General features: G+C 70.6%; 18 protein-coding genes. 7 read left to right on the top strand and 11 right to left on the bottom strand.

The features are described 5' to 3' along the window. The first annotated feature begins 1 nt into the window (after position 1). Positions 2 to 865 carry a dioxygenase gene (locus ACIRHA_RS16410; protein WP_403845550.1) on the top strand — a complete coding sequence of 288 codons (864 nt, stop codon included), beginning with the start codon at positions 2 to 4 and terminating at the stop codon, positions 863 to 865. Between the two features lie 73 nt (positions 866 to 938). Here ACIRHA_RS16410 and ACIRHA_RS16415 read toward each other — a convergent pair whose 3' ends face one another. The 3 genes from ACIRHA_RS16415 to ACIRHA_RS16425 form a co-directional block, all read right to left on the bottom strand. Then, positions 939 to 1,265 (bottom strand): hypothetical protein, encoded by a 327-nt coding sequence (locus tag ACIRHA_RS16415; protein ID WP_403845552.1) that lies wholly within the window; start codon positions 1,263 to 1,265, stop codon positions 939 to 941. A gap of 128 nt (positions 1,266 to 1,393) precedes the next feature. Beyond that, positions 1,394 to 2,086, bottom strand: a complete 693-nt coding sequence (locus ACIRHA_RS16420; protein ID WP_403845554.1) for a hypothetical protein — start codon at positions 2,084 to 2,086, stop codon at positions 1,394 to 1,396. 189 nt (positions 2,087 to 2,275) lie between these two features. After that, a complete protein-coding gene (locus ACIRHA_RS16425; protein WP_403845557.1) occupies positions 2,276 to 3,871 on the bottom strand; it encodes a sulfite oxidase in 1,596 nt (531 codons plus the stop codon). Between the two features lie 163 nt (positions 3,872 to 4,034). Between ACIRHA_RS16425 and ACIRHA_RS16430 the strand changes: the two genes are divergently transcribed. From ACIRHA_RS16430 to ACIRHA_RS16455, 6 genes are all read left to right on the top strand, one after another. Continuing rightward, the gene (locus ACIRHA_RS16430; RefSeq protein ID WP_403845560.1) at positions 4,035 to 4,685 is read left to right on the top strand and encodes a fasciclin domain-containing protein; all 651 of its coding nucleotides are present in this window, start codon (positions 4,035 to 4,037) and stop codon (positions 4,683 to 4,685) included. 104 nt (positions 4,686 to 4,789) lie between these two features. Then, positions 4,790 to 6,100 (top strand): NAD(P)/FAD-dependent oxidoreductase, encoded by a 1,311-nt coding sequence (locus tag ACIRHA_RS16435; RefSeq protein ID WP_403845562.1) that lies wholly within the window; start codon positions 4,790 to 4,792, stop codon positions 6,098 to 6,100. Next, the gene (locus ACIRHA_RS16440) at positions 6,094 to 6,840 is read left to right on the top strand and encodes a DUF1365 domain-containing protein (protein WP_403845564.1); all 747 of its coding nucleotides are present in this window, start codon (positions 6,094 to 6,096) and stop codon (positions 6,838 to 6,840) included. Before ACIRHA_RS16435 ends, ACIRHA_RS16440 begins: the two co-directional genes overlap by 7 nt. Further along, the gene (locus ACIRHA_RS16445) at positions 6,837 to 8,120 is read left to right on the top strand and encodes a class I SAM-dependent methyltransferase (protein ID WP_403845566.1); all 1,284 of its coding nucleotides are present in this window, start codon (positions 6,837 to 6,839) and stop codon (positions 8,118 to 8,120) included. Before ACIRHA_RS16440 ends, ACIRHA_RS16445 begins: the two co-directional genes overlap by 4 nt. After that, complete coding sequence (locus tag ACIRHA_RS16450) at positions 8,117 to 9,406, top strand: class I SAM-dependent methyltransferase (protein ID WP_403845568.1); 1,290 nt, start codon at positions 8,117 to 8,119, stop codon at positions 9,404 to 9,406. Before ACIRHA_RS16445 ends, ACIRHA_RS16450 begins: the two co-directional genes overlap by 4 nt. Continuing rightward, positions 9,403 to 10,203 (top strand): DUF1295 domain-containing protein, encoded by an 801-nt coding sequence (locus ACIRHA_RS16455; RefSeq protein ID WP_403845571.1) that lies wholly within the window; start codon positions 9,403 to 9,405, stop codon positions 10,201 to 10,203. Before ACIRHA_RS16450 ends, ACIRHA_RS16455 begins: the two co-directional genes overlap by 4 nt. 27 nt (positions 10,204 to 10,230) lie before the next feature. Here ACIRHA_RS16455 and ACIRHA_RS16460 read toward each other — a convergent pair whose 3' ends face one another. The 8 genes from ACIRHA_RS16460 to ACIRHA_RS16495 all read right to left on the bottom strand — a co-directional run bounded on the left by ACIRHA_RS16460 (position 10,231) and on the right by ACIRHA_RS16495 (position 17,920). After that, entirely contained in the window at positions 10,231 to 10,986 is a 756-nt protein-coding gene (locus tag ACIRHA_RS16460; protein ID WP_403845573.1) for an anti-sigma factor domain-containing protein, read from the bottom strand. Further along, positions 10,983 to 11,567, bottom strand: a complete 585-nt coding sequence (locus tag ACIRHA_RS16465; RefSeq protein WP_403845576.1) for a sigma-70 family RNA polymerase sigma factor — start codon at positions 11,565 to 11,567, stop codon at positions 10,983 to 10,985. Before ACIRHA_RS16465 ends, ACIRHA_RS16460 begins: the two co-directional genes overlap by 4 nt. A gap of 119 nt (positions 11,568 to 11,686) precedes the next feature. Next, positions 11,687 to 14,137 (bottom strand): FAD-dependent oxidoreductase, encoded by a 2,451-nt coding sequence (locus tag ACIRHA_RS16470; RefSeq protein ID WP_403845579.1) that lies wholly within the window; start codon positions 14,135 to 14,137, stop codon positions 11,687 to 11,689. A gap of 68 nt (positions 14,138 to 14,205) precedes the next feature. Then, on the bottom strand, positions 14,206 to 14,346 hold the full coding sequence (locus ACIRHA_RS16475; protein WP_403845581.1) for a hypothetical protein: 141 nt from the start codon (positions 14,344 to 14,346) through the stop codon (positions 14,206 to 14,208). A 106-nt stretch (positions 14,347 to 14,452) separates the two neighbouring features. After that, positions 14,453 to 15,127, bottom strand: coding sequence for a GntR family transcriptional regulator (locus ACIRHA_RS16480; protein ID WP_403845584.1), 675 nt, complete (start codon positions 15,125 to 15,127; stop codon positions 14,453 to 14,455). A gap of 111 nt (positions 15,128 to 15,238) precedes the next feature. Beyond that, positions 15,239 to 16,432, bottom strand: a complete 1,194-nt coding sequence (locus ACIRHA_RS16485) for an NAD(P)/FAD-dependent oxidoreductase (protein ID WP_403845586.1) — start codon at positions 16,430 to 16,432, stop codon at positions 15,239 to 15,241. Then, on the bottom strand, positions 16,429 to 16,749 hold the full coding sequence (locus ACIRHA_RS16490) for a bifunctional 3-phenylpropionate/cinnamic acid dioxygenase ferredoxin subunit (protein WP_327659154.1): 321 nt from the start codon (positions 16,747 to 16,749) through the stop codon (positions 16,429 to 16,431). Before ACIRHA_RS16490 ends, ACIRHA_RS16485 begins: the two co-directional genes overlap by 4 nt. A 28-nt stretch (positions 16,750 to 16,777) precedes the next feature. Next, the gene (locus ACIRHA_RS16495) at positions 16,778 to 17,920 is read right to left on the bottom strand and encodes an aromatic ring-hydroxylating dioxygenase subunit alpha (protein WP_403845588.1); all 1,143 of its coding nucleotides are present in this window, start codon (positions 17,918 to 17,920) and stop codon (positions 16,778 to 16,780) included. Positions 17,921 to 17,969: the final 49 nt, after the last annotated feature.

The raw sequence follows: 17,969 nt of genomic DNA on the forward strand, positions 1-17,969 counted from the left end.
CATGCCCTCCGACGAGCACGACCTCACCGAACTGGCCGCCGAGCGCTGGTCGACGGCCGAATCCCCGCGCCTGGCCGAGCTGATGACCTCCCTCGTCCGCCACCTCCACGCGTACGCCCGCGAGGTGAACCTGACGGAGGAAGAATGGGCGGCCGCGATCACCTGGCTCACGGCGGCAGGCCAACTCAGCGACGACAAACGCCAGGAACTCGTCCTCGCCTCCGACGTCCTGGGCCTGAGCATGCTCACCGTGGAGCTCGGCCACCGCTTCTCCGAGCGTGCCACGCCCGCCACTGTCCTCGGCCCGTTCCACATCGACGGCTCCCCCGACGTGGCGTACGCCCACGACATGTCGGACGGCCTCCCCGGCACCCCGCTCTTCCTCACCGGCACGGTCACCGACACCGCGGGCACACCGCTCCCCCACGTCGTCCTCGACGTATGGCAGGCCGACACCGACGGCGCGTACGAGTCCCAGGTCCCCGACGTCGACGAGGCCCGGCTGCGCGCGAAGTACACCACCCGCGAGGACGGCACGTACTGCATCCGCACCGTCGCGCCCCTCGGCTACGCCATCCCCATGGACGGCCCGGTGGGCGAGCTCATCCACAGGACCCGGATCAGCCACTTCCGCCCGGCCCACGTGCACTTCCTCATCGACCACCCAGGACACCGCAGACTGATCACCCACCTGTTCCGGGAAGGCGGCGCCTACCTGGACAGCGACGTCGTCTTCGGCACGAAGGACTCCCTGATCGTCCCCTTCGCGGAACGCCACCCGGCCTCCACCCCGCCGCCGGACGGCAGCAAGCTCACGGAGCCGTACCTCCAGGCCGAGTACACCTTCGTACTGGAGCCGGAGTAGAGCGTGATCCCCACAATCCCCACCGCTCGTCCGGGACTGTGACGCCCAACTACGAATATGTCGTAGTCAGCCGTCACAGTTCCGCGGCCGGCACCGCCTGTGCCGCCTTGCGCGCGTGCAGCGCGGCGTCCGTGTCTCCCGTGAACGTCGCGACGGTCATCGCTCCGTCGAACAGGACGGCCAACTGGGCGCCCACCGCAGCCGAGTTGCGCACACCGGCGCCCTCCGCCACTTCGGCCAGCAGGGCTCGCAGGGCTCGCAGGGCTCGCAGGGCTCGCAGGGCTCGCAGGGCTCGCAGGGCTCGCAGGGCTCGCAGGGCTCGCAGGGCGAGCTTGTGGGTCTGCACAGCGGTCACGACGATCGGTGCGGGATCCTCGATCGAGCCGACACGCTGCCCCATCGCCGAACGCGCCACCTGGTCCCGGACAGCACGTTGCTCAGCGGGAGGTTCGTGGGCTGAGCCCGCGCATTACCGGACAGCGATCAGGCGCGGGACCGCCCAGCAGCCTCACCGTCGGCGGACCGCCGTCACGCCTCCCCGTCCGCGGGCCCAATCTGCCCGCGCAACGCCGCCACCACGAACCCCACCATGTTGGCGAGGATCAGTGCCGCGACGATCCCCCAGATGATCGGAAGCGACCGTGCGGGCCAGTCGTTGGCCGACTGCAGCCACAGCGTGAGGATGGCGGTGACACCGAGCGGGATGCCGTGCAGGCGCACCATTCTCCCGGCCGCGTCGTGACGCCTGTTGCCGCGGGCGAACGCCGACCACAGGGAGCCGATCAGGGCGGCCGCGCCGAACGAGAGGCAAGCGAGCGCACCGCCGAGGCGGTCCGTCGGCCGGTCCAGAGGGCCCTCGGACGTCTCCTGACGCTCGCCCTGCGCATCGCGCAGGTCGACGACGTCGCCACGCCAGATCAGCCCGACCACCTTGTCGCGCGGTTCGAGGCCCGACGCCACGGGGTTGGCATTCCGGAAGGTCACATGCCACGCCTTGCCGGAGGGCAGCAGCAGGGTGGCCTCCGGCGACCTGTGCCTCGAACCGCGGTGCAGATCCACGCTGCGTACGGTGAACTTCTGCTTCCACCGGCAGTTGGACACCTCGACCGGGACCGATAAGCACACCGGCGCCGCCCGGAACTCCCGCTCCAGTTGCTGCGCCGCACGGAACTCGGGGATCATCGCCGCCCCGACGGCGAGCATCAGCACCGCGCCCAGCATCCACATGACTGTCCGCGCGCCTCTGTCCCCCGCGCCTGCCATCCCGCCACCCGCCCTTTCGCCGCGCCGACCCGCGCGGCGATCCGCGCGACATCTCGCTCCCTCGGCCCGGATATGGGAACACATGGTGATTCGGGAGGTCCTCGCAGGGTTCCGGTGGGCTGCGTCGACCGGGGTGAGACCTGTCGCTCAGTCCACGGTGACCACCACGGAGTGCCATCCGGACGCCCCGTCGGGGACGGTCGGGGTGCGCTTCGCCGTCTGAGTGGCGCCGGTGAGGTCGGTGGCCCGGACCGTGAGGGTGTGCCCACCCTTGGTGGCCTCCCATTCGTGGGACCACTGCCGCCAGGTGTCGCGGGTGTCCTCGGCGGCGAGGCGGGCCTCCTGCCAGGGGCCGTCGTCGACGCGGACCTCGACCTTGTCGATGCCACGGTGCTGCGCCCAGGCGACGCCGGCGACCATGACGGTGCCGGTGTTGGGGCGGGCGAACGGCTTGGGGGTGTCGATGCGGGACTGTGTCTTGATGGGCGCCCGCCGGGCCCAGTCCCGCTTGACCCAGTACGGGTCGTAGGCGTCGAACGTGGTCAGCTCGATGTCCTGGATCCACTTGCAGGCGGACACGTAGCCGTACAGGCCGGGGACGAGCATGCGGACGGGGAAGCCGTGCTCGAAGGGCAGCGGTTCGCCGTTCATGCCGACGGCGAGCATCGCGTCCCGCCCGTCCAGCACGTCCTCGACCGGGCTGCCGATGGTCATGCCGTCCACGGAACGCGCCACCAACTGGTCGGCCGGGCCGCCTTTCGACGGAGGCTCGACCCCGCACCGCTGCAGCAGGTCGGCGAGGCGGACACCGATCCAGCGGGCGTTCCCGGCGTAGGGGCCGCCCACTTCGTTGGAGACGCAGGTCAGGGTGATGGTGCGCTCGATGAGCGGCATCTTCAGCAAGTCCGCGAAGGACAGGGTGAGTTCCCGCTCGACGCCCTCGCCGTGGATGCGGAGCTTCCAGGTGTTGGCGTCGACCTTGGGGACGACGAGGGCGGTGTCGACGCGGTAGAAGTCCGCGTTGGGTGTCACGTACGGACTGATGCCGCCGATCCGCAGGGCGGCGCCGCGGGGCGTGGGGGCGGCCTTCGACGAGGGCGCCGGCAGCACCACATCCTTGCGCGAGGCGACGGCGTTCTGCCCCTGCGAGCCGTTCAACGCCCGGCCCACAAGACCGGCGCCGGTCGAGGCGGCCGCTGCCGCCGTGGCGGCGAGGATGAACCCGCGCCGGTCCCAGCCTGGTTCACCGGAGCCGCGTGCCGCCGTGGCCCCGCTGGGGGCTGTGAGGCGTCCGATCAGCCAGTACAGCAGTAGGCCGCCGCCGAGCGCGCCGGCCATTGACGGCAGGGCGTCGGTCGCGCTCGTCGAGTCGGGCCTGCTGGTGGCGGCCAGCGCGCCGACGACTCCGAAGGCCAACACACCGAGCGAACCGGCCAGGCGCCATCGGGCGGCCACCATGCCAAGTGCCAGCGCGAGAACGGTCAGCACGGCGAGGATGCCGAGCTGCAGCACCAGCTTGTCGTTGGTGCCGAACTGGCGGATCGCCCAGTCCTTCACGGCGGGCGGGGTGCGGTCGACGGCCGCCCCGCCGACCGCGATCACCGGACCCGACTCCGGCCGGACCGCGGCGGAGACCAGCTCCGCGATCGCGATGGCCGCGTAGCCGGCGAGCAGACCGCTCAGCGCGCCGAGTGACAGCCGCTTGATGCCGAGGGGCCGTTGCCGTGTCATGTCGTCGTCCATGTCGGGGAATCCGTCCCCGTTCCTGGCCCGGATTGGTCGTGCGTCCCATCGGCGTACGAACTTTCACTCTTTGAGGAACCCACCAATCCGCCTGCGGTCCCGCCCCGGATTACCGGCGATGAGGGCAGAAAGCCCTCACGGATCCGATCGTCGAGGGATTTCCATGCACACTCCAGTCCGTCGTGTCGCCATCGCTGTCGCCGCTGCCGCCATGCTGCCGCTGGCCCTGACCGCCTGCTCCGACAGCAGTTCCAAGGACACCGCGTCCGACAGTTCCTCCGCCTCCGCGTCGAAGGGCAGCGAGAAGGCCAGTCCCTCCGGCGACACCGGAACGATGAGCGAGCCGTTCGGTCCCGGCTGTTCGTCGGTGCCCAAGGACGGCGCGGGTTCCTTCGACGGCATGGCGAAGGACCCGGTCGCCACCGCCGCGTCGAACAACCCGGCCCTGTCGACCCTGGTGACCGCCGTGAAGAAGGCCGGCCTGGTCGACACGCTCAACAACGCCAAGAACATCACGGTCTTCGCGCCCACCAACGACGCCTTCGCCAAGATCCCGAAGGCGGACCTCGACAAGGTCCTTGCGGACAAGGAGCAGCTCACCAAGATCCTCACCTACCACGTGGTGGGCCAGAAGCTCGCGCCGAAGGACCTGGAGAAGGGCTCGTTCGAGACGCTGGAGAAGTCGAAGCTGACGACCTCGGGCTCGGGCGAGTCCTACAAGGTCAACGGCTCGGCGAACGTGGTCTGCGGCAACGTGAAGACCGCCAACGCCAACGTGTACATCATCGACAACGTCCTGATGCCCAAGAGCTGAGCCAGGGCCGGCCGCCCTTGACTTCACCCCTCCCCCAATCCGCCGAGTGATCGGCTCCGGATTACCCGTGAGACAGCGTTCGCAGGCGGGTGAGAGGAGAGGCGATGTCGAGGGCGCCGGGGAGCAGCTCGGAAGAGGCCACCCCAGGGGTGGTGGGGCGGCGGCGCACTGCCGTGATCGGCAGTGGCGTCGCCGGGCTCACCGCCGCGCACGTACTCGCCCGCGCACACCACGTCACTCTGTACGAGGCCGCCGACCGGCTCGGCGGACACGCGCACACCCACGATCTGACCGCGCCCGACGGGTCGGGGCACCGCGTCGACTCCGGTTTCATCGTGCACAACCGGCACACCTATCCGAACCTCCTGCGACTGTTCTCCGAACTCGGCGTCGCCACGCAGGAGTCGAAGATGAGCATGTCGGTGCGGTGCGAGGGATGCGGCCTGGAGTACGCCGGAGCGCGCGGTCCCGGTGGGCTGTTCGCCCGGCCCCGCAACGCTCTGCGCGCGGACTATCTGCGCCTGCTGGCGCAGGTGCCCGCGTTCCACCGGGCCGCACGGCGCCTGCTGGAACAGGGGCCCGACCAGACCTTCACCCTCGGTGGGTTCCTGGACCGCGAGGGCTTCTCCGGCTATTTCCGTACACACTTCGTGACACCACTGGTGTCGGCCGTGTGGTCCTGCGATGCCGCGACGGCGCAGCGTTACCCGGCCGCGTATCTGTTCCGGTTCCTGAAGCACCACGGGATGCTGTCGGTGAGCGGTTCGCCGACCTGGCGCACCGTGACCGGCGGTTCCCGAAGCTATGTCGACCGGGTCGCCCGGGGCATCGACACGGTGCGCCTCGCGGCTCCGGTCCGTGCCGTGCGGCGGCATCCGGACGGCGTCGGCCTCACCACCGCCGACGGCGTGACCCACGCGCACGACGCGGTGGTCGTCGCCACCCACCCGGATCAGGCCCTGAGCCTGCTGGCCGACGCGACCCCGCGGGAGAAGGAGACACTGGGCGCTTTCCGGTACTCGCGGAACACCACGCTCCTGCACACCGACACCGCGCTGCTGCCGCGTGCCCGGGGCGCCCGGGCCTCCTGGAACTACCTGATGCCGTCCTGCTCGGCGAGCGCCGACCGGGTGCGCGTCAGCTACGACATGAACCGGCTCCAGCGCCTGGACGCACCCGAGACCTACGTGGTCACGCTCGGCGGCGAGGACCGCGTCGACCCGGCCCTGGTCCGTGCCCGCATGGCCTACGAACATCCGGTCTACACACCGGAGTCGGTGGCCGCGCAGCGACGGCTGCCCGAACTGAACACCCCCGTCGTCGCGTTCGCCGGGGCCTACCACGGCTGGGGCTTCCACGAGGACGGCTGCGCCTCCGGTGTCGCGGCCGCCGCGGCCCTTGGAGTGTCATGGTGAGCGGCGCCCCGGCCCTGTACCGCGTCGCGATCACCCACGTCCGCACCGGGCCGCGCCGATACACTCTGCGCCACCGCACGTACATGTGGCTCATCGACCCCGACCGCCCACCCGAACTACCCTTTCCGCTAAGGCCGTTGGCGCGCTTCGATGCCCGTGACCACTTCACCGGCGAGCGACGATCGTCCCTCCGCTCCGGGCTCGACGCCTTCCTCCACGAACATGGAGTGGACCTGGACGGCGGCCCGGTCGTGATGCTGACCCACGCGCGCGTCTTCGGGTACGTGTTCAACCCGCTGACCCTCTACTGGTGTCACGGACCGGACGGCGCCCTGCGCTGTGTCGTCGCCGAGGTCCACAACACGTACGGCGGACGTCACAGCTATCTGCTGCGCCCCGATGCCTTGGGGCGTGCGGTGACCGACAAGGCGTTCCACGTCTCGCCGTTCTTCCCGGTCGACGGCCGCTACCGCATGCGACTGCCCGCTCCAGGGGACCGGGTCGACCTCACCGTGCACCTGGAGCGGGACGGCGGCAGGCCCTTCACCGCAACCGTTCGCGGCACCAGGAAGGAAGTACGTGCACGAACCCTGCTGGGACTCGCCGTGCGCAAGCCGTGGTCCACGCTCGCCGTGTCCGCGGCCATCCGCCTGCACGGTATCCGCCTCTACCTGCGGGGACTGCCCGTCCAGCCCCGCCCCGACCAGCACGAGAACAGCACTCCGGAGAACACCTCATGAGAACCGGCGACACCCACCCCACCACGGCGACCCCGTCCGGGCCCGCGCACTTCCCCGTGGACCCGGCCCGCCGGCCCAGCGCAGCCGCGCCGCCCGCCGCCTCCTCACCCCGGACCGCTGTCGCCGCGGCCGTCGTCCGCCGCGCCCTGCGTGAACTCCCGTTGCGCGTACGGTTCGCGGATGGCACCGAGCTCGGCAAGGGCGGGCCTGTCCTGCACATCCACCGGCCGGACGCGTTCCACGCCCGTATCGGCAAACACGGGCTGGTCGGTTTCGGTGAGTCGTACATGGCCGGTGAGTGGGACGCGCCCGATCTCGTGGCGGCCCTCACTGTCCTCGCCGCGCACGCCTCCGAGCTGGTGCCCGCACCACTGCAACGGCTGCGCGGGCTGTGGGCGCTGCGGCAGCCGTCCGCCCGGCGCAACACCCCGGGTGGCTCCCGCGCCAACATCAGCCACCACTACGACCTGTCCAACGAACTGTTCGCGCTCTTCCTCGACGAGACACTCAGCTACTCCTCGGCCGTCTTCCGTGGCCTTCCCGCCGCTTGGGAGTTGCTCGCGGAAGCCCAGCGCCGCAAGATCGACCGGCTGCTCGACCTCGCCGAAGTCCGCGACGGCAGCCGGGTGCTGGAGATCGGCACCGGCTGGGGCGAGCTCGCGATCCGCGCCGCCGCGCGCGGGGCCCGGGTCACGTCGCTCACTCTCTCCGGCGAACAGCGCGAACTGGCCATGGAACGCGTCGCGGCAGCTGGGCTGACGGACCGTGTCACTGTCGAACTGTGCGACTACCGCGAGGCACGCGGCAGTTACGACGCCGTCGTCAGCGTCGAGATGATCGAGGCGGTCGGCGCCGAGTTCTGGCCCGCCTACTTCCGCACCCTCGACGCACTCCTGGCGCCGGGTGGCCGGGTCGCGCTACAGGCCATCACCATGCCGCACGACCGGATGCTGGCGAGCCGGTCCACATACACCTGGATCCAGAAGTACATCTTCCCCGGCGGGCTGCTGCCGTCCGTCGAGGCGATCTCCGAGACGGTGCGCGACCACACCAGCCTCACGATCGCCCGCCGCGACGGCTACGGAGCGCACTACGCGGAGACGCTGCGGCTGTGGCGGGAGCGGTTCGCGGAGCGGGCCGACGCGGTCGCCGCGCTCGAATTCGACGAGACGTTCCAGCGCATGTGGACGTTCTATCTCGCCTACTCCGAGGCCGGTTTCCGCTCCGGATACCTCGACGTACAGCAGTACCTGCTCACCAAGGAGGAGATCAGCCGATGACCGGCGCCGCCCACCGCCTCGCCGCACTCGCCGAGACCGCGCTCGGCGGGCCGCTCCCGGTCCGCCTGCGCACCTGGGACGGCGCCGAGGCGGGCCCGGCCGACGGCCCCGTGGTCGTCGTGCGCTCCCGCCGCGCGCTGCGCCGACTGCTGTGGAACCCCGGCGAGTTGGGGCTCGCGCAGGCGTACGTGACCGGTGACATCGACGTGGAAGGGGATCTGGCCGCAGGGCTGCGCGCCATGTGGTCGGCGGCCCGCAAACGGAAGCTGCACGCGCCCCGCCTCTCCCTGACCGGTCGCGCCCGTGCGGCGGGCACCGCCGCCCGCCTCGGCGCGGTGGGCCCTCCCCCGGCCCCGCCCGCGTCTCAGGCGCGGCTGCGCGGCGCCCTGCACACCAAGTCCCGGGACCGGGCCGCGATCAGCCACCACTACGACCTGTCGAACGCCTTCTACCGGCTGCTCCTCGACGAGACGATGGCGTACTCGTGCGGGTACTGGGCGGGTGAAGGACCGGAGTTCACCGCGGCCGACGCGCAGCGCGCCAAGCTGGAGCTGATCTGCCGCAAGCTCGGCCTGGTGCCCGGGGCCCGGCTGCTCGACATCGGCTGCGGCTGGGGCTCCCTGACGCTGTGCGCGGCCGAGCGGCACGGGGTGCAGGTCACAGCGGTGACTCTGGCCCGCGAGCAGGCGGCGTACGTGGACGAGCAGGTGCGCTCGCGGGGTCTCGCGGACCGGGTGCATGTGGTGTGTCAGGACTACCGGGACATCACCGGCGGTGACTACGACGCGGTCGCCACGGTCGAGATGGGCGAGCACGTCGGGGACGCCGAGTACCCGGCGTTCACCGCTGCGCTGCACCGTCTGGTGCGGCCCTCGGGACGCGTCCTGGTCCAGCAGATGTCGCGCGGGGCGACGGCTCCGGGCGGCGGCGCGTTCATCGAGGCGTACATCGCGCCCGACATGCACATGCGTCCGCTGGGCGAGACGGTCGGCCTGCTGGAAACGGCCGGTCTGGAGGTGCGGTCGGTGGAGTCGCTGCGCGAGCACTACGTGCGCACGGTCGCCGCGTGGCATCACACACTGGCAAAGCGCTGGTCCGACTTCGTGGCGCTCGTCGGTGAGGAGACGGCCCGCGTGTGGCGCCTGTACCTGGTGGGCGGCGCCCTCGCCTTCGAGGAGCGGCGCATGGGCGTCGACCAGATCCTCGCCGTCCGTCCGACGGCCGCGGGGCACAGTGGTGTGCCGGCGACGCCGCGGGACTGGTACCCCGGTCTGGACCGGTCATGAGCGGCTTCGCCTGGGGGGACTTCGCGACCGGTCTCGGGTGGGCGGCCGCCGCCTCGTTCGCCGTCATGCTCGTCACGTTCGCCGTGGCCGTGCGCAAGGGTGTGCACCGGGTCGTCGACGTGGCGTGGGGTGTCGGGTTCGCCGCGGTCGCCGTGGTGGGTTTCCTGGTGTCGGCGGGCACCGGCGATCCGGGGCGGCGGGTCCTGGTGACCGTACTGACAGTGGTGTGGGGTGGGCGCCTTGCCGTGCACATCGCGCGGCGCGGGCGCGGCCACGGCGAGGACCCGCGATACGAGCGGATGCTGGCCAGGGCCCCCGGAAACCGGAACCTGTACGCCCTGCGCATGGTGTACCTCCTCCAGGGCGCTCTCGTCTGGCTGGTGTCCCTGCCCTTGCAGGCCGCGCAGTACGTGACGGGGCCGATGACCGGGTTCGCCTGGGCGGGGACGCTGCTGTGGGCGGTGGGCATGTTCTTCGAGGCGGTGGGGGACGCGCAGCTGGCCCGGTTCAAGGCGGATCCCGCGGCCAAGGGCCGGATCATGGACCGGGGGCTGTGGCGGTACACCCGTCACCCGAACTACTTCGGGGACTTCTGCGTCTGGTGGGGCCTGTTCCTGATCCTGTGCGACTCGTTCGGCGCGGCGGCCGTCTGTGCCGTGTCCCCGCTGGTGATGAGCCTGTTGCTGACCAAGGGCAGCGGAAAGCGGCTGCTGGAACGGCACATGGCCGAGCGTCCGGGCTATGCCGAGTACGCGGCCCGCACCAGCGGCTTCTTTCCGCTGCCGCCCCGCCGTTGAAGGCGGCGGGGCCCCGTGGTCGACCGCTCAGGCGGGCAGTCGCATCAACGCCACCGGGTCGGTGGTCGGCCGCTTCGAGCCGCCGGCCGGCTCGACGGTGATGCCCATGCCCGACGCCCCGTCCACGCCGCCGCTCAGCAGCACGGCCTGGTCACTGCGGGTGGTGTCCATGAGCCCTGCCGAGCGCATGGTTCCGTCGTCGTCGTACCAGAGTTGGTAGACCTTGCCCTGCGGTGGGTGCGCCATCCCTGAAGCGATGAACACGGATCGGTCCTGGCTCTTGGAGACGACGACGGTGCCGTTGGCGCCGTCGCCCAGTTGCGCCGAGTCGCTCTTGGCGTCCGGCGCCGCGAGCACGGCGGCGATCCGGTCGTTGTCCTGATCCGCCTGCCGGGCCTGTTCCTGAGCGTCCTCGGCGCGCTGGTGCTGCCACACGGCCGTGCCTCCGAGCGCGGCGGCGGCCGCGAAGCAGGCGGCGAGCGCCCACCGCGACAGGAGCCACCGCCTGGCGCCCGCCGTGCGCCCGGTCCGGGACAGGGCCGGTTCACGGGGCGAGTCCTGGCGGACCGTGGTGATCCGGCGCAGTACCTGGCCGCGCAGATCGGGACGGGGTGTGACGGTCGCGGCCAGGCCGAGACGGGCGGCGGTCGCGGAGAGTTCGGCGCTCTCTTGAGTGCATGCCTCGCAGTGCGCGAGGTGCTGCTCGAAGTCGGCCCGCTCCTCGTCGGAGAGCGCGTGCAGCGCGTAGGCGCCGGTCAGGGTGTGCAGCTCGGCGGTGGTCACGCGGTCACCCCCAGGCAGTCACGGAGCCGGATGAGTCCGTCGCGCAGCCGGGTCTTGACCGTGCCCAGGGGCAGGGTCAGGGACTCGGCGACCTGGCGGTAGGTGAGCCCGCGGTAGTAGGCGAGAGCGACGGCCTGGCGCTGGATCTCGGTCAGGGTGCGCAGGCAGCGGCGCACCTGCTCGCGCTCGAGGCGTGCCTCGACCTGCTCGGTGACCTGGTCGAAGTCGGGCATGTGGTCGAGGAGCGCGGCCTTCTGGTCGCGCGCCGCCGCGGCCTCGACGGAGCGGACCCGGTCGATGGCGCGCCGATGGGCCAGGGTGAGGATCCAGTTGATCGCCGTGCCGCGGTCGGTGCGGTAGCGGGGAGCGGTACGCCAGACCTCGACCATGATCTCCTGCGCGACCTCCTCGGACTGTGCCAGGTCCCGCAGCACAGCGCGTACGGTACCCAGCACAGGGCCCATCACCATGTCGTACACCGAGGCGAACGCGTCCTCGTCGCCGAGGGCCACGCGTCCCACCAACTCCTGCAGATCCGGTTCGGCGGCTGGGTCTCTGCCGATGTGTACGGCTTCTTTCACGGGGCCCTCCGTGGTCGGGAACTGTCCAGACGTAATCCGGAACCGGTGCGGCCACGGATTGGTCCGGCCCGACCATAGATCCAGTCGATCGGCCCCTGCGTGCCGACGTCACCCCCGCGTCACCGCCGGATCCGCGTCATCTCCGGGTCGAACAACGGCTCCGCCGCCGTGACGGCGACCACGCGATCGCCGAAGTAGCCGATCTCGACACGGGTGCCCGGCTCGGCGTGCTCGGCCGGGAGCCAGGCGTAGGCGATGGGGCGGCCGAGGGTGTAGCCGTAGGCGGCGCTGGTGATGTAGCCGCTGGGGCGGCCGTTCACGAAGACCGGTTCGTGGCCCATCACCACCGAGTGGTCGTCCTCGATGAGGAGGGCCGTGAGGCGGCGGTCCACGGTGTCCTTGGTGATGTCGCGGATCGCGTCGAGGCCCAGGTAGTCGCCCTTCTTCTTGCGGACGGCGAAGCCGACACCGGCCTCGTAGGGGTTGTGTTCGCTGGTCATGTCGTGGCCCCAGGCCCGGTAACCCTTCTCCAGGCGCAGGGAGTTGAAGGCGCTGCGGCCCGCCGCGATGACGCCGTGGTCCTGCCCGGCCCGCCAGAGGGTGTCCCACAGGCGCAGGCCCAGGTCGGCGGTGGTGTACAGCTCCCAGCCCAGTTCGCCGACGTAGGACAGGCGCATCGCGGTGACCGGGACATCGCCGATGAAGGCCTGCTTCGCCTTGAAGTAGCCGAAGTTCTCGTGCGAGAAGTCGGCGTCGGTGAGGGGTTGCACGAGGTCGCGGGCGCGCGGGCCCCACACACCTATGCAGCAGGTGCCGGCCGTGATGTCCCGGACCTGCACGGTGCCGTCGGCGGGCAGGTGGCGGCGCAGCCAGGCGAGGTCCAGGTTGCTGTTGGCGCCAACCTGGAAGCGGTCATCGGTGAGCCGGGCGACGGTGAGGTCGCTCAGGACGCCGCCCGCTTCGTCGAGCATGAGCGTGTAGGTGACCGCGCCGACTGCCTTGTCCAGCTGGTTCGTTGAGAGGCCCTGGAGGAATGCCAGGGCTCCTGGGCCGGTGACCTCCAGGCGCTTGAGCGGGGTCATGTCGTACATCGCCACGCGTTCGCGGGTGACCAGTGCCTCGGCTCCCGCAATGGGCGACCAGAAGCGGGAGGCCCACTCGCTCCGCCCGCTGATGCGGGACACCTCGGGCAGGTCGGCGTTGGCCTCGTACCAGTGCGGGCGCTCCCAGCCGCCGCCCTCCAGGAACACGGCGCCGAGTTCCTGCTGGCGGGTGTGGAAGGGGCTGACGCGCAGCGGGCGGGGCCGGTTCGGCGGCTGGAGCGGGTGGATGATGTCGTAGACCTCGGAGAAGCTCTGGCAGCTGCGCTCGTGTACGTAGTCGGGGGCGAGCTGCACGTCCTCGAAGCGGTTGATGTCGCACCCATGGACGTCGATGCCGGGCCGACCCTCCACCATCCACTTCGCGACGGCCCGCGCGACGCCCGCCGAGTGTGTCACCCACACCGCTTCGGCCAGCCAGAAGCCGGACACCGTCGGGGATTCGCCGATCAGGGGCATGCCGTCGACGGTGAAGGAGAACAGGCCGTTGAAGCCGTCGGCGATCTCCGCGTCGTTCAGCGCGGGCAGCAGCCTGCGGGTGTCGGCCCAGGCGCCTTCGAAGTCGGCCTTCGTGAAGTCGAGCTTCGAGGGCTGGTCGGGGCTGTCGGCGGGGTGAACGACGTCGTCGGCGGAGATCGGCATCGGTCGGTGGGCGTACGAGCCGATGCCGATCCGGTCGACGAGTTCGCGGTAGTACAGACCGGCGTCCTGGTTGCGCAGGATCGGCAGGTTCGCCTCGTCCAACTGACTGTTGCGGCCCTTGAGTTCGGTGATCGGTGTGGTGGTGGCGTACTGGTGGCCCATGGGGACCAGCGGTACGTCCTGGCCCACCATGCGCCCGATGCGCGGGCCCCAGAAGCCCGCGCAGGACACCACGATGTCCGCGGGGAAGGTGCCGCGGTCGGTGACGACGGCGCTGACGGTTCCGCCGGTTGTCTCGATGTCGGTGACGGTGTGGTGGCCGAGGAAGGTGGCACCGCGAGCGAGGGCGCGGCGGGCCTGCGCCTCACCGATCCGCAACGCCTTGGCGAGGCCGTCGCTGGGGATGTGGTAGCCGCCGAGGATGGCGTCGGGGTCGAGCAGCGGGTGCAGCTTGGCGGACTCGGCGGGGTCGAGGAGGTGGCTCTCGACGCCCCAGGAGGTGAGCCAGCCGTGCCGGCGTTCGAGTTCCGCGAGGCGTTCGGGAGTGGTGGCGATCTCCAGGCCGCCGACCTGCCGGTAGCACCAGTCGCCGTCGAGGTCGAGGGCGCTGGTCTTCTCGACGGTGTAGCGCGCGAACTCGGTCATGGTCTTGGAGGGGCTGGTCTGGAAGACGAGGCCGGGGGCGTGCGAGCTGGACCCTCCGGTCGCGAAGAGGGGGCCCTGTTCGAGGACGGTGATGTCCGTCCAGCCGAGTGCGGTGAGTTCGTCGCTGAGGGAGCAGCCGACGATGCCGGCTCCGATGATGACCACCTTGGGCTGCGAAGTCATGGAGTTCCTCCGGGAGTTCAAGGGCGCACGAGGGTGACGTGACGTGGGAGGGGTCTTGGGTGGTGTCGTCAGGGGCGGACGACCGGGCGCAGCACCTCGCCGCGGCTCATCCGGTCGAAGGCACCCCGCACATCGGTGAGGTCGATCGTCTCGTTCACGAACCGGTCCAGGTCGGCGGGAACGATCGCGTGTCCACGTGGAATTGACACGACAGTTGAACGTGATTGATATACCAGCGGTCGGCTCACTAGAACCGCTGCGCGGCGGCCGTCAATGGGCCCCGCGTTCCCCATGGTTGAGGGGCGGAGGACGGCCTCAGATGATGGAGCGGATCGCTCGCTCGAAGTTCTCCACGTGCTCGGCAGCCACGGCCGAGGCCTTGGCCGCGTCGCCGTCGATGACGGCCCGCAGCAACTGCCCGTGTTCGTGGACGTGTTGCTCGAGTCCGGCCAGGCGGTCGATGAACAGGCACCAGATCCGCGTGGCGAGGTTGTCGTAGTTGACCAGCGTGGCTTCGAGGTACGGGTTGTACGTGACCGCGTAGACGGCGCGGTGCACCGCCATGTCGAGGCGGAGCAGGGCGACATCGCCGGGCTCCGGCGCGGTCTGCGACTCCTCCTCGACGCGGGTGAGCAGTGCGCGCAGCCGCTCCCGGTCCGCCGCGGTCGCCCGCTTGCTGGCGCGCGCGGCGGCGAGGGGTTCGAGCTCCTGGCGCACTTCGGAGATGTGGCCGAGGTCGGCGATCTGTACTTCGGTGGCGAAGGTGCCGCGCCGGGGGAAGGCGACGATGAGCCGCTCGGTCTCCAGGCGCTTGAGGGCCTCGCGGACCGGGGTGCGGCCGAGTCCGAGATCGGCGGCGAGGCGCCCGTCGTGGACGGGTTCGCCGGGGCGGATCTGCAGGGTGACGAGCCGGTCCGTGATCTCCTGGTACGCCTGGTCGGCCAGCGTCGCGCCGTTCGACTGGTCCCCGGCGGCAGGCACAGATGGCATTTCGCCCCTCCCATGACGTGTCCGCGATGAGACCTCACCGTACCGCACCCTTGCATTGATATATCAGGGGTGCGGGGCGGCGGGAGAGGCGAAGGCATGGTGGTGGGCCCGTCAGACTGCGGCGGGCGCGATCCTTTCCGTGGCGGGGATCAGGGTGCGGCGCAGCCGGTTGAAGATCTTGGAGCGGTTCATCGCGAGGACCGCGGTGGGTGCCCCGTCCTCCTTGTAGAGGGCCGCGAAGGACCGGTCCTCGTACGAGCCCTCGACGAGCTCCAACTCGGCGCCGGGATTCACGACGCCCGCGAGCTGGATGCGGACGTCGTACTGGTCGGACCAGAAGGACGGCGGGGTGGCCCGGGGGATCGCGGACTCGCCGGTGAGCAGGGTGCGGGCCGCGGTGGCGGCCGACTCGGTGGCGTTCGACCAGTGCTCGATGCGGGCGTGCCGGCCGGTGAAGGGGTGCGGGCGGCGGGCCACGTCGCCGACCGCGACGACGTTGGGGACGCTGGACGCACCGCCCGCGTCGCACACCACGCCGTTGTCCACCCACACACCGGAGTCGGCGAGCCAGTCGTCGACCGGGCGGGCCCCCACCCCGACGAGCACGATGTCCGCGGGCAGCAGCCGCCCGTCCGTGAGCCGCACTCCGGCGACCCGGCCGCCGCCGCTCTCCAGTTCCGCCACACCCGTGCCGCACAGCAGGCGGACGCCGTGATCGGTGTGGAGGGAAGCGCATAGGCGGCCCATCTCGGCGCCCAACTGGCGTTCCAGCGGGGTGTCGAGCGCCTCGACCACGGTGACGTCGAGGCCCAAGTAGTGTGCGGTGGCCGCGACCTCGGCGCCGATGAACCCGGCGCCGATGACGACCATCCGGGGCACCCCGCTGACCAGCTCGGTGCGCAGGCTCCGGGCGTCGTCCAGGGTGCGCAGGGTGTGCACGCCCGCGAGGCCCTCCGCGCCGGGGAGGCGACGGGCGGTCGAGCCGGTGGCGACCACGACGCCGTCGGTGTCGATCCTGCGCCCGTTGCCGAGGATGACGGAAGTGGTGGAGCAGTCCAGGTGGACGGCGCGTTCACCCAACTCCCAGTGGATGCGCAGTTCTTCGTACTCCTCGGCGTCCCCGAGCGCGAGTGCGTCGGCCGTGACGTCACCCTTGAGGTATCCCTTGGACAGGGGCGGGCGGTCGTAGGGCCGGTGCAGCTCCTCTCCTACGACGGTGATCTCTCCCTCGTACCCCTCGGCGCGCAGCGACCGGACGGCGCTGAGGCCGGCGAGCGAGGCTCCGACGACAGTGATGTGCTTCATGCGGGCTCCCCAACGGTGACGTGAAGCAGGACCTGACCGTCCTGGACGGTGACGTGGTGGGTGCGGACGGGCGTCTTCGCGGGCGGGCAGGTCGGGCGGCCGTTGCGCAGGTCGAACGACGCCTCGTGCAGGGGGCATTCGACGAAGCAGCCCTCCAGGAAGCCGTCGGCGAGCGAGGCGTCCTGGTGGGTGCAGGTGTCGTCGATGGCATACACCGTGCCGTCCGCGTTGAAGACGGCTACGGGGGCCGGCACGCCCTCGGTCACGCGGATGGACTCACCAGGCGGCAGATCTTCGATGCGGCACACCGGGATCATGGGGAACCTCCAGGAAACAAATGGACGGTCAATTGGCGCGCTGTGCACCGAGCCTGGCCTGGAGCCAGGTGTGGAACTCTCCGATGTGGTGTTCGCTGGGGACGAGGACGCCGCCCTTGACATAGGCGCGCGAGCTCATCGCGGGCTGGGTGCGCTCGCAGGCGTCGAAGTCCTGTTGGTTGACGCGGTGGAAAAGCTCGACGGAGCGCGCTATGTCCTTGCTGTCCCCGCCGCCGTCCACGACGTGCGGCAGGTACAGCCAGTCGCACTCGACGATCGTGCGGTCGTGGGCGACCGGGTACATCCGGTGGATGATCACGTGGTCCGGGAGCAGGTTGATGAAGACCTGCGGCCGCACGGTGATCGCGTAGTAGCGCCGGTCCTGCTCGTCGGCGACCGAGGGGATGCGGTCGAGTCCTTCGGATCCGTCGACGGTGAAGCCCTGCGCTTCCTCGGCGAACTCGGCGCCGTGCCCGACGAAGTACTGGGCGGCCAGGCCATCCTTGAACTCCGGGAGCACTTCGGTGAGTTCGGGGTGGATGGTGGCGCAGTGATAGCACTCCATGAAGTTCTCGATGATGAGTTTCCAGTTGGCCCGGACGTCGTACGTGACGCGCCGGCCGAGGTCGAGGTCCTCGATCGCGTAGTTCTCGATGGCTTCGGCGCCGCCGAGGCGCTCGCTGACCGCGCCGATCACCGCGTCCTCGAAGGAGGGCGGCTGCTCGGCCAGGCACACCCAGACGTATCCGAGCCACTCCCGCACGTGCACGGTGACCAGACCGTATTCGGTGCGGCCGATGTCCGGCATCGACGTCAGGTTGGGTGCGGCGACCAGCTTGCCGTCGAGGCCGTAGGTCCAGGCGTGGTACGGGCACTGGAAGTTCCGCTTGACCTCGCCTGACTCCTCGGTGCACAGCTTGGCGCCGCGGTGCCGGCAGATGTTGAGGAACGCGCGGACGGAGCCGTCGCGGGAGCGGGAGACGAGGACGCTCTCGCGGCCCACCTGGTAGGTGCGGAAGCTTCCCGGTTTGGAGAGGTCCGCCGCCCGGCTCACGCAGAACCACATGGACTCGAAGATGTGCTCCTGCTCCCGCGCGAAGATCTGCGGGTCGGTGTAGTAGTCGCCAGGGAGAGTGGAGATGAGGCTCGGGGGCAGGCTCGTGCTGCTCATCAGATGTCACCTCGGTAGATGTCGTACGGACATGCGGCAGGTGCCGAAG

Origin of the sequence: Streptomyces sp. NPDC102360, assembly GCF_044766085.1 — a bacterium.
In the GTDB taxonomy this organism is placed as follows: domain Bacteria; phylum Actinomycetota; class Actinomycetes; order Streptomycetales; family Streptomycetaceae; genus Streptomyces.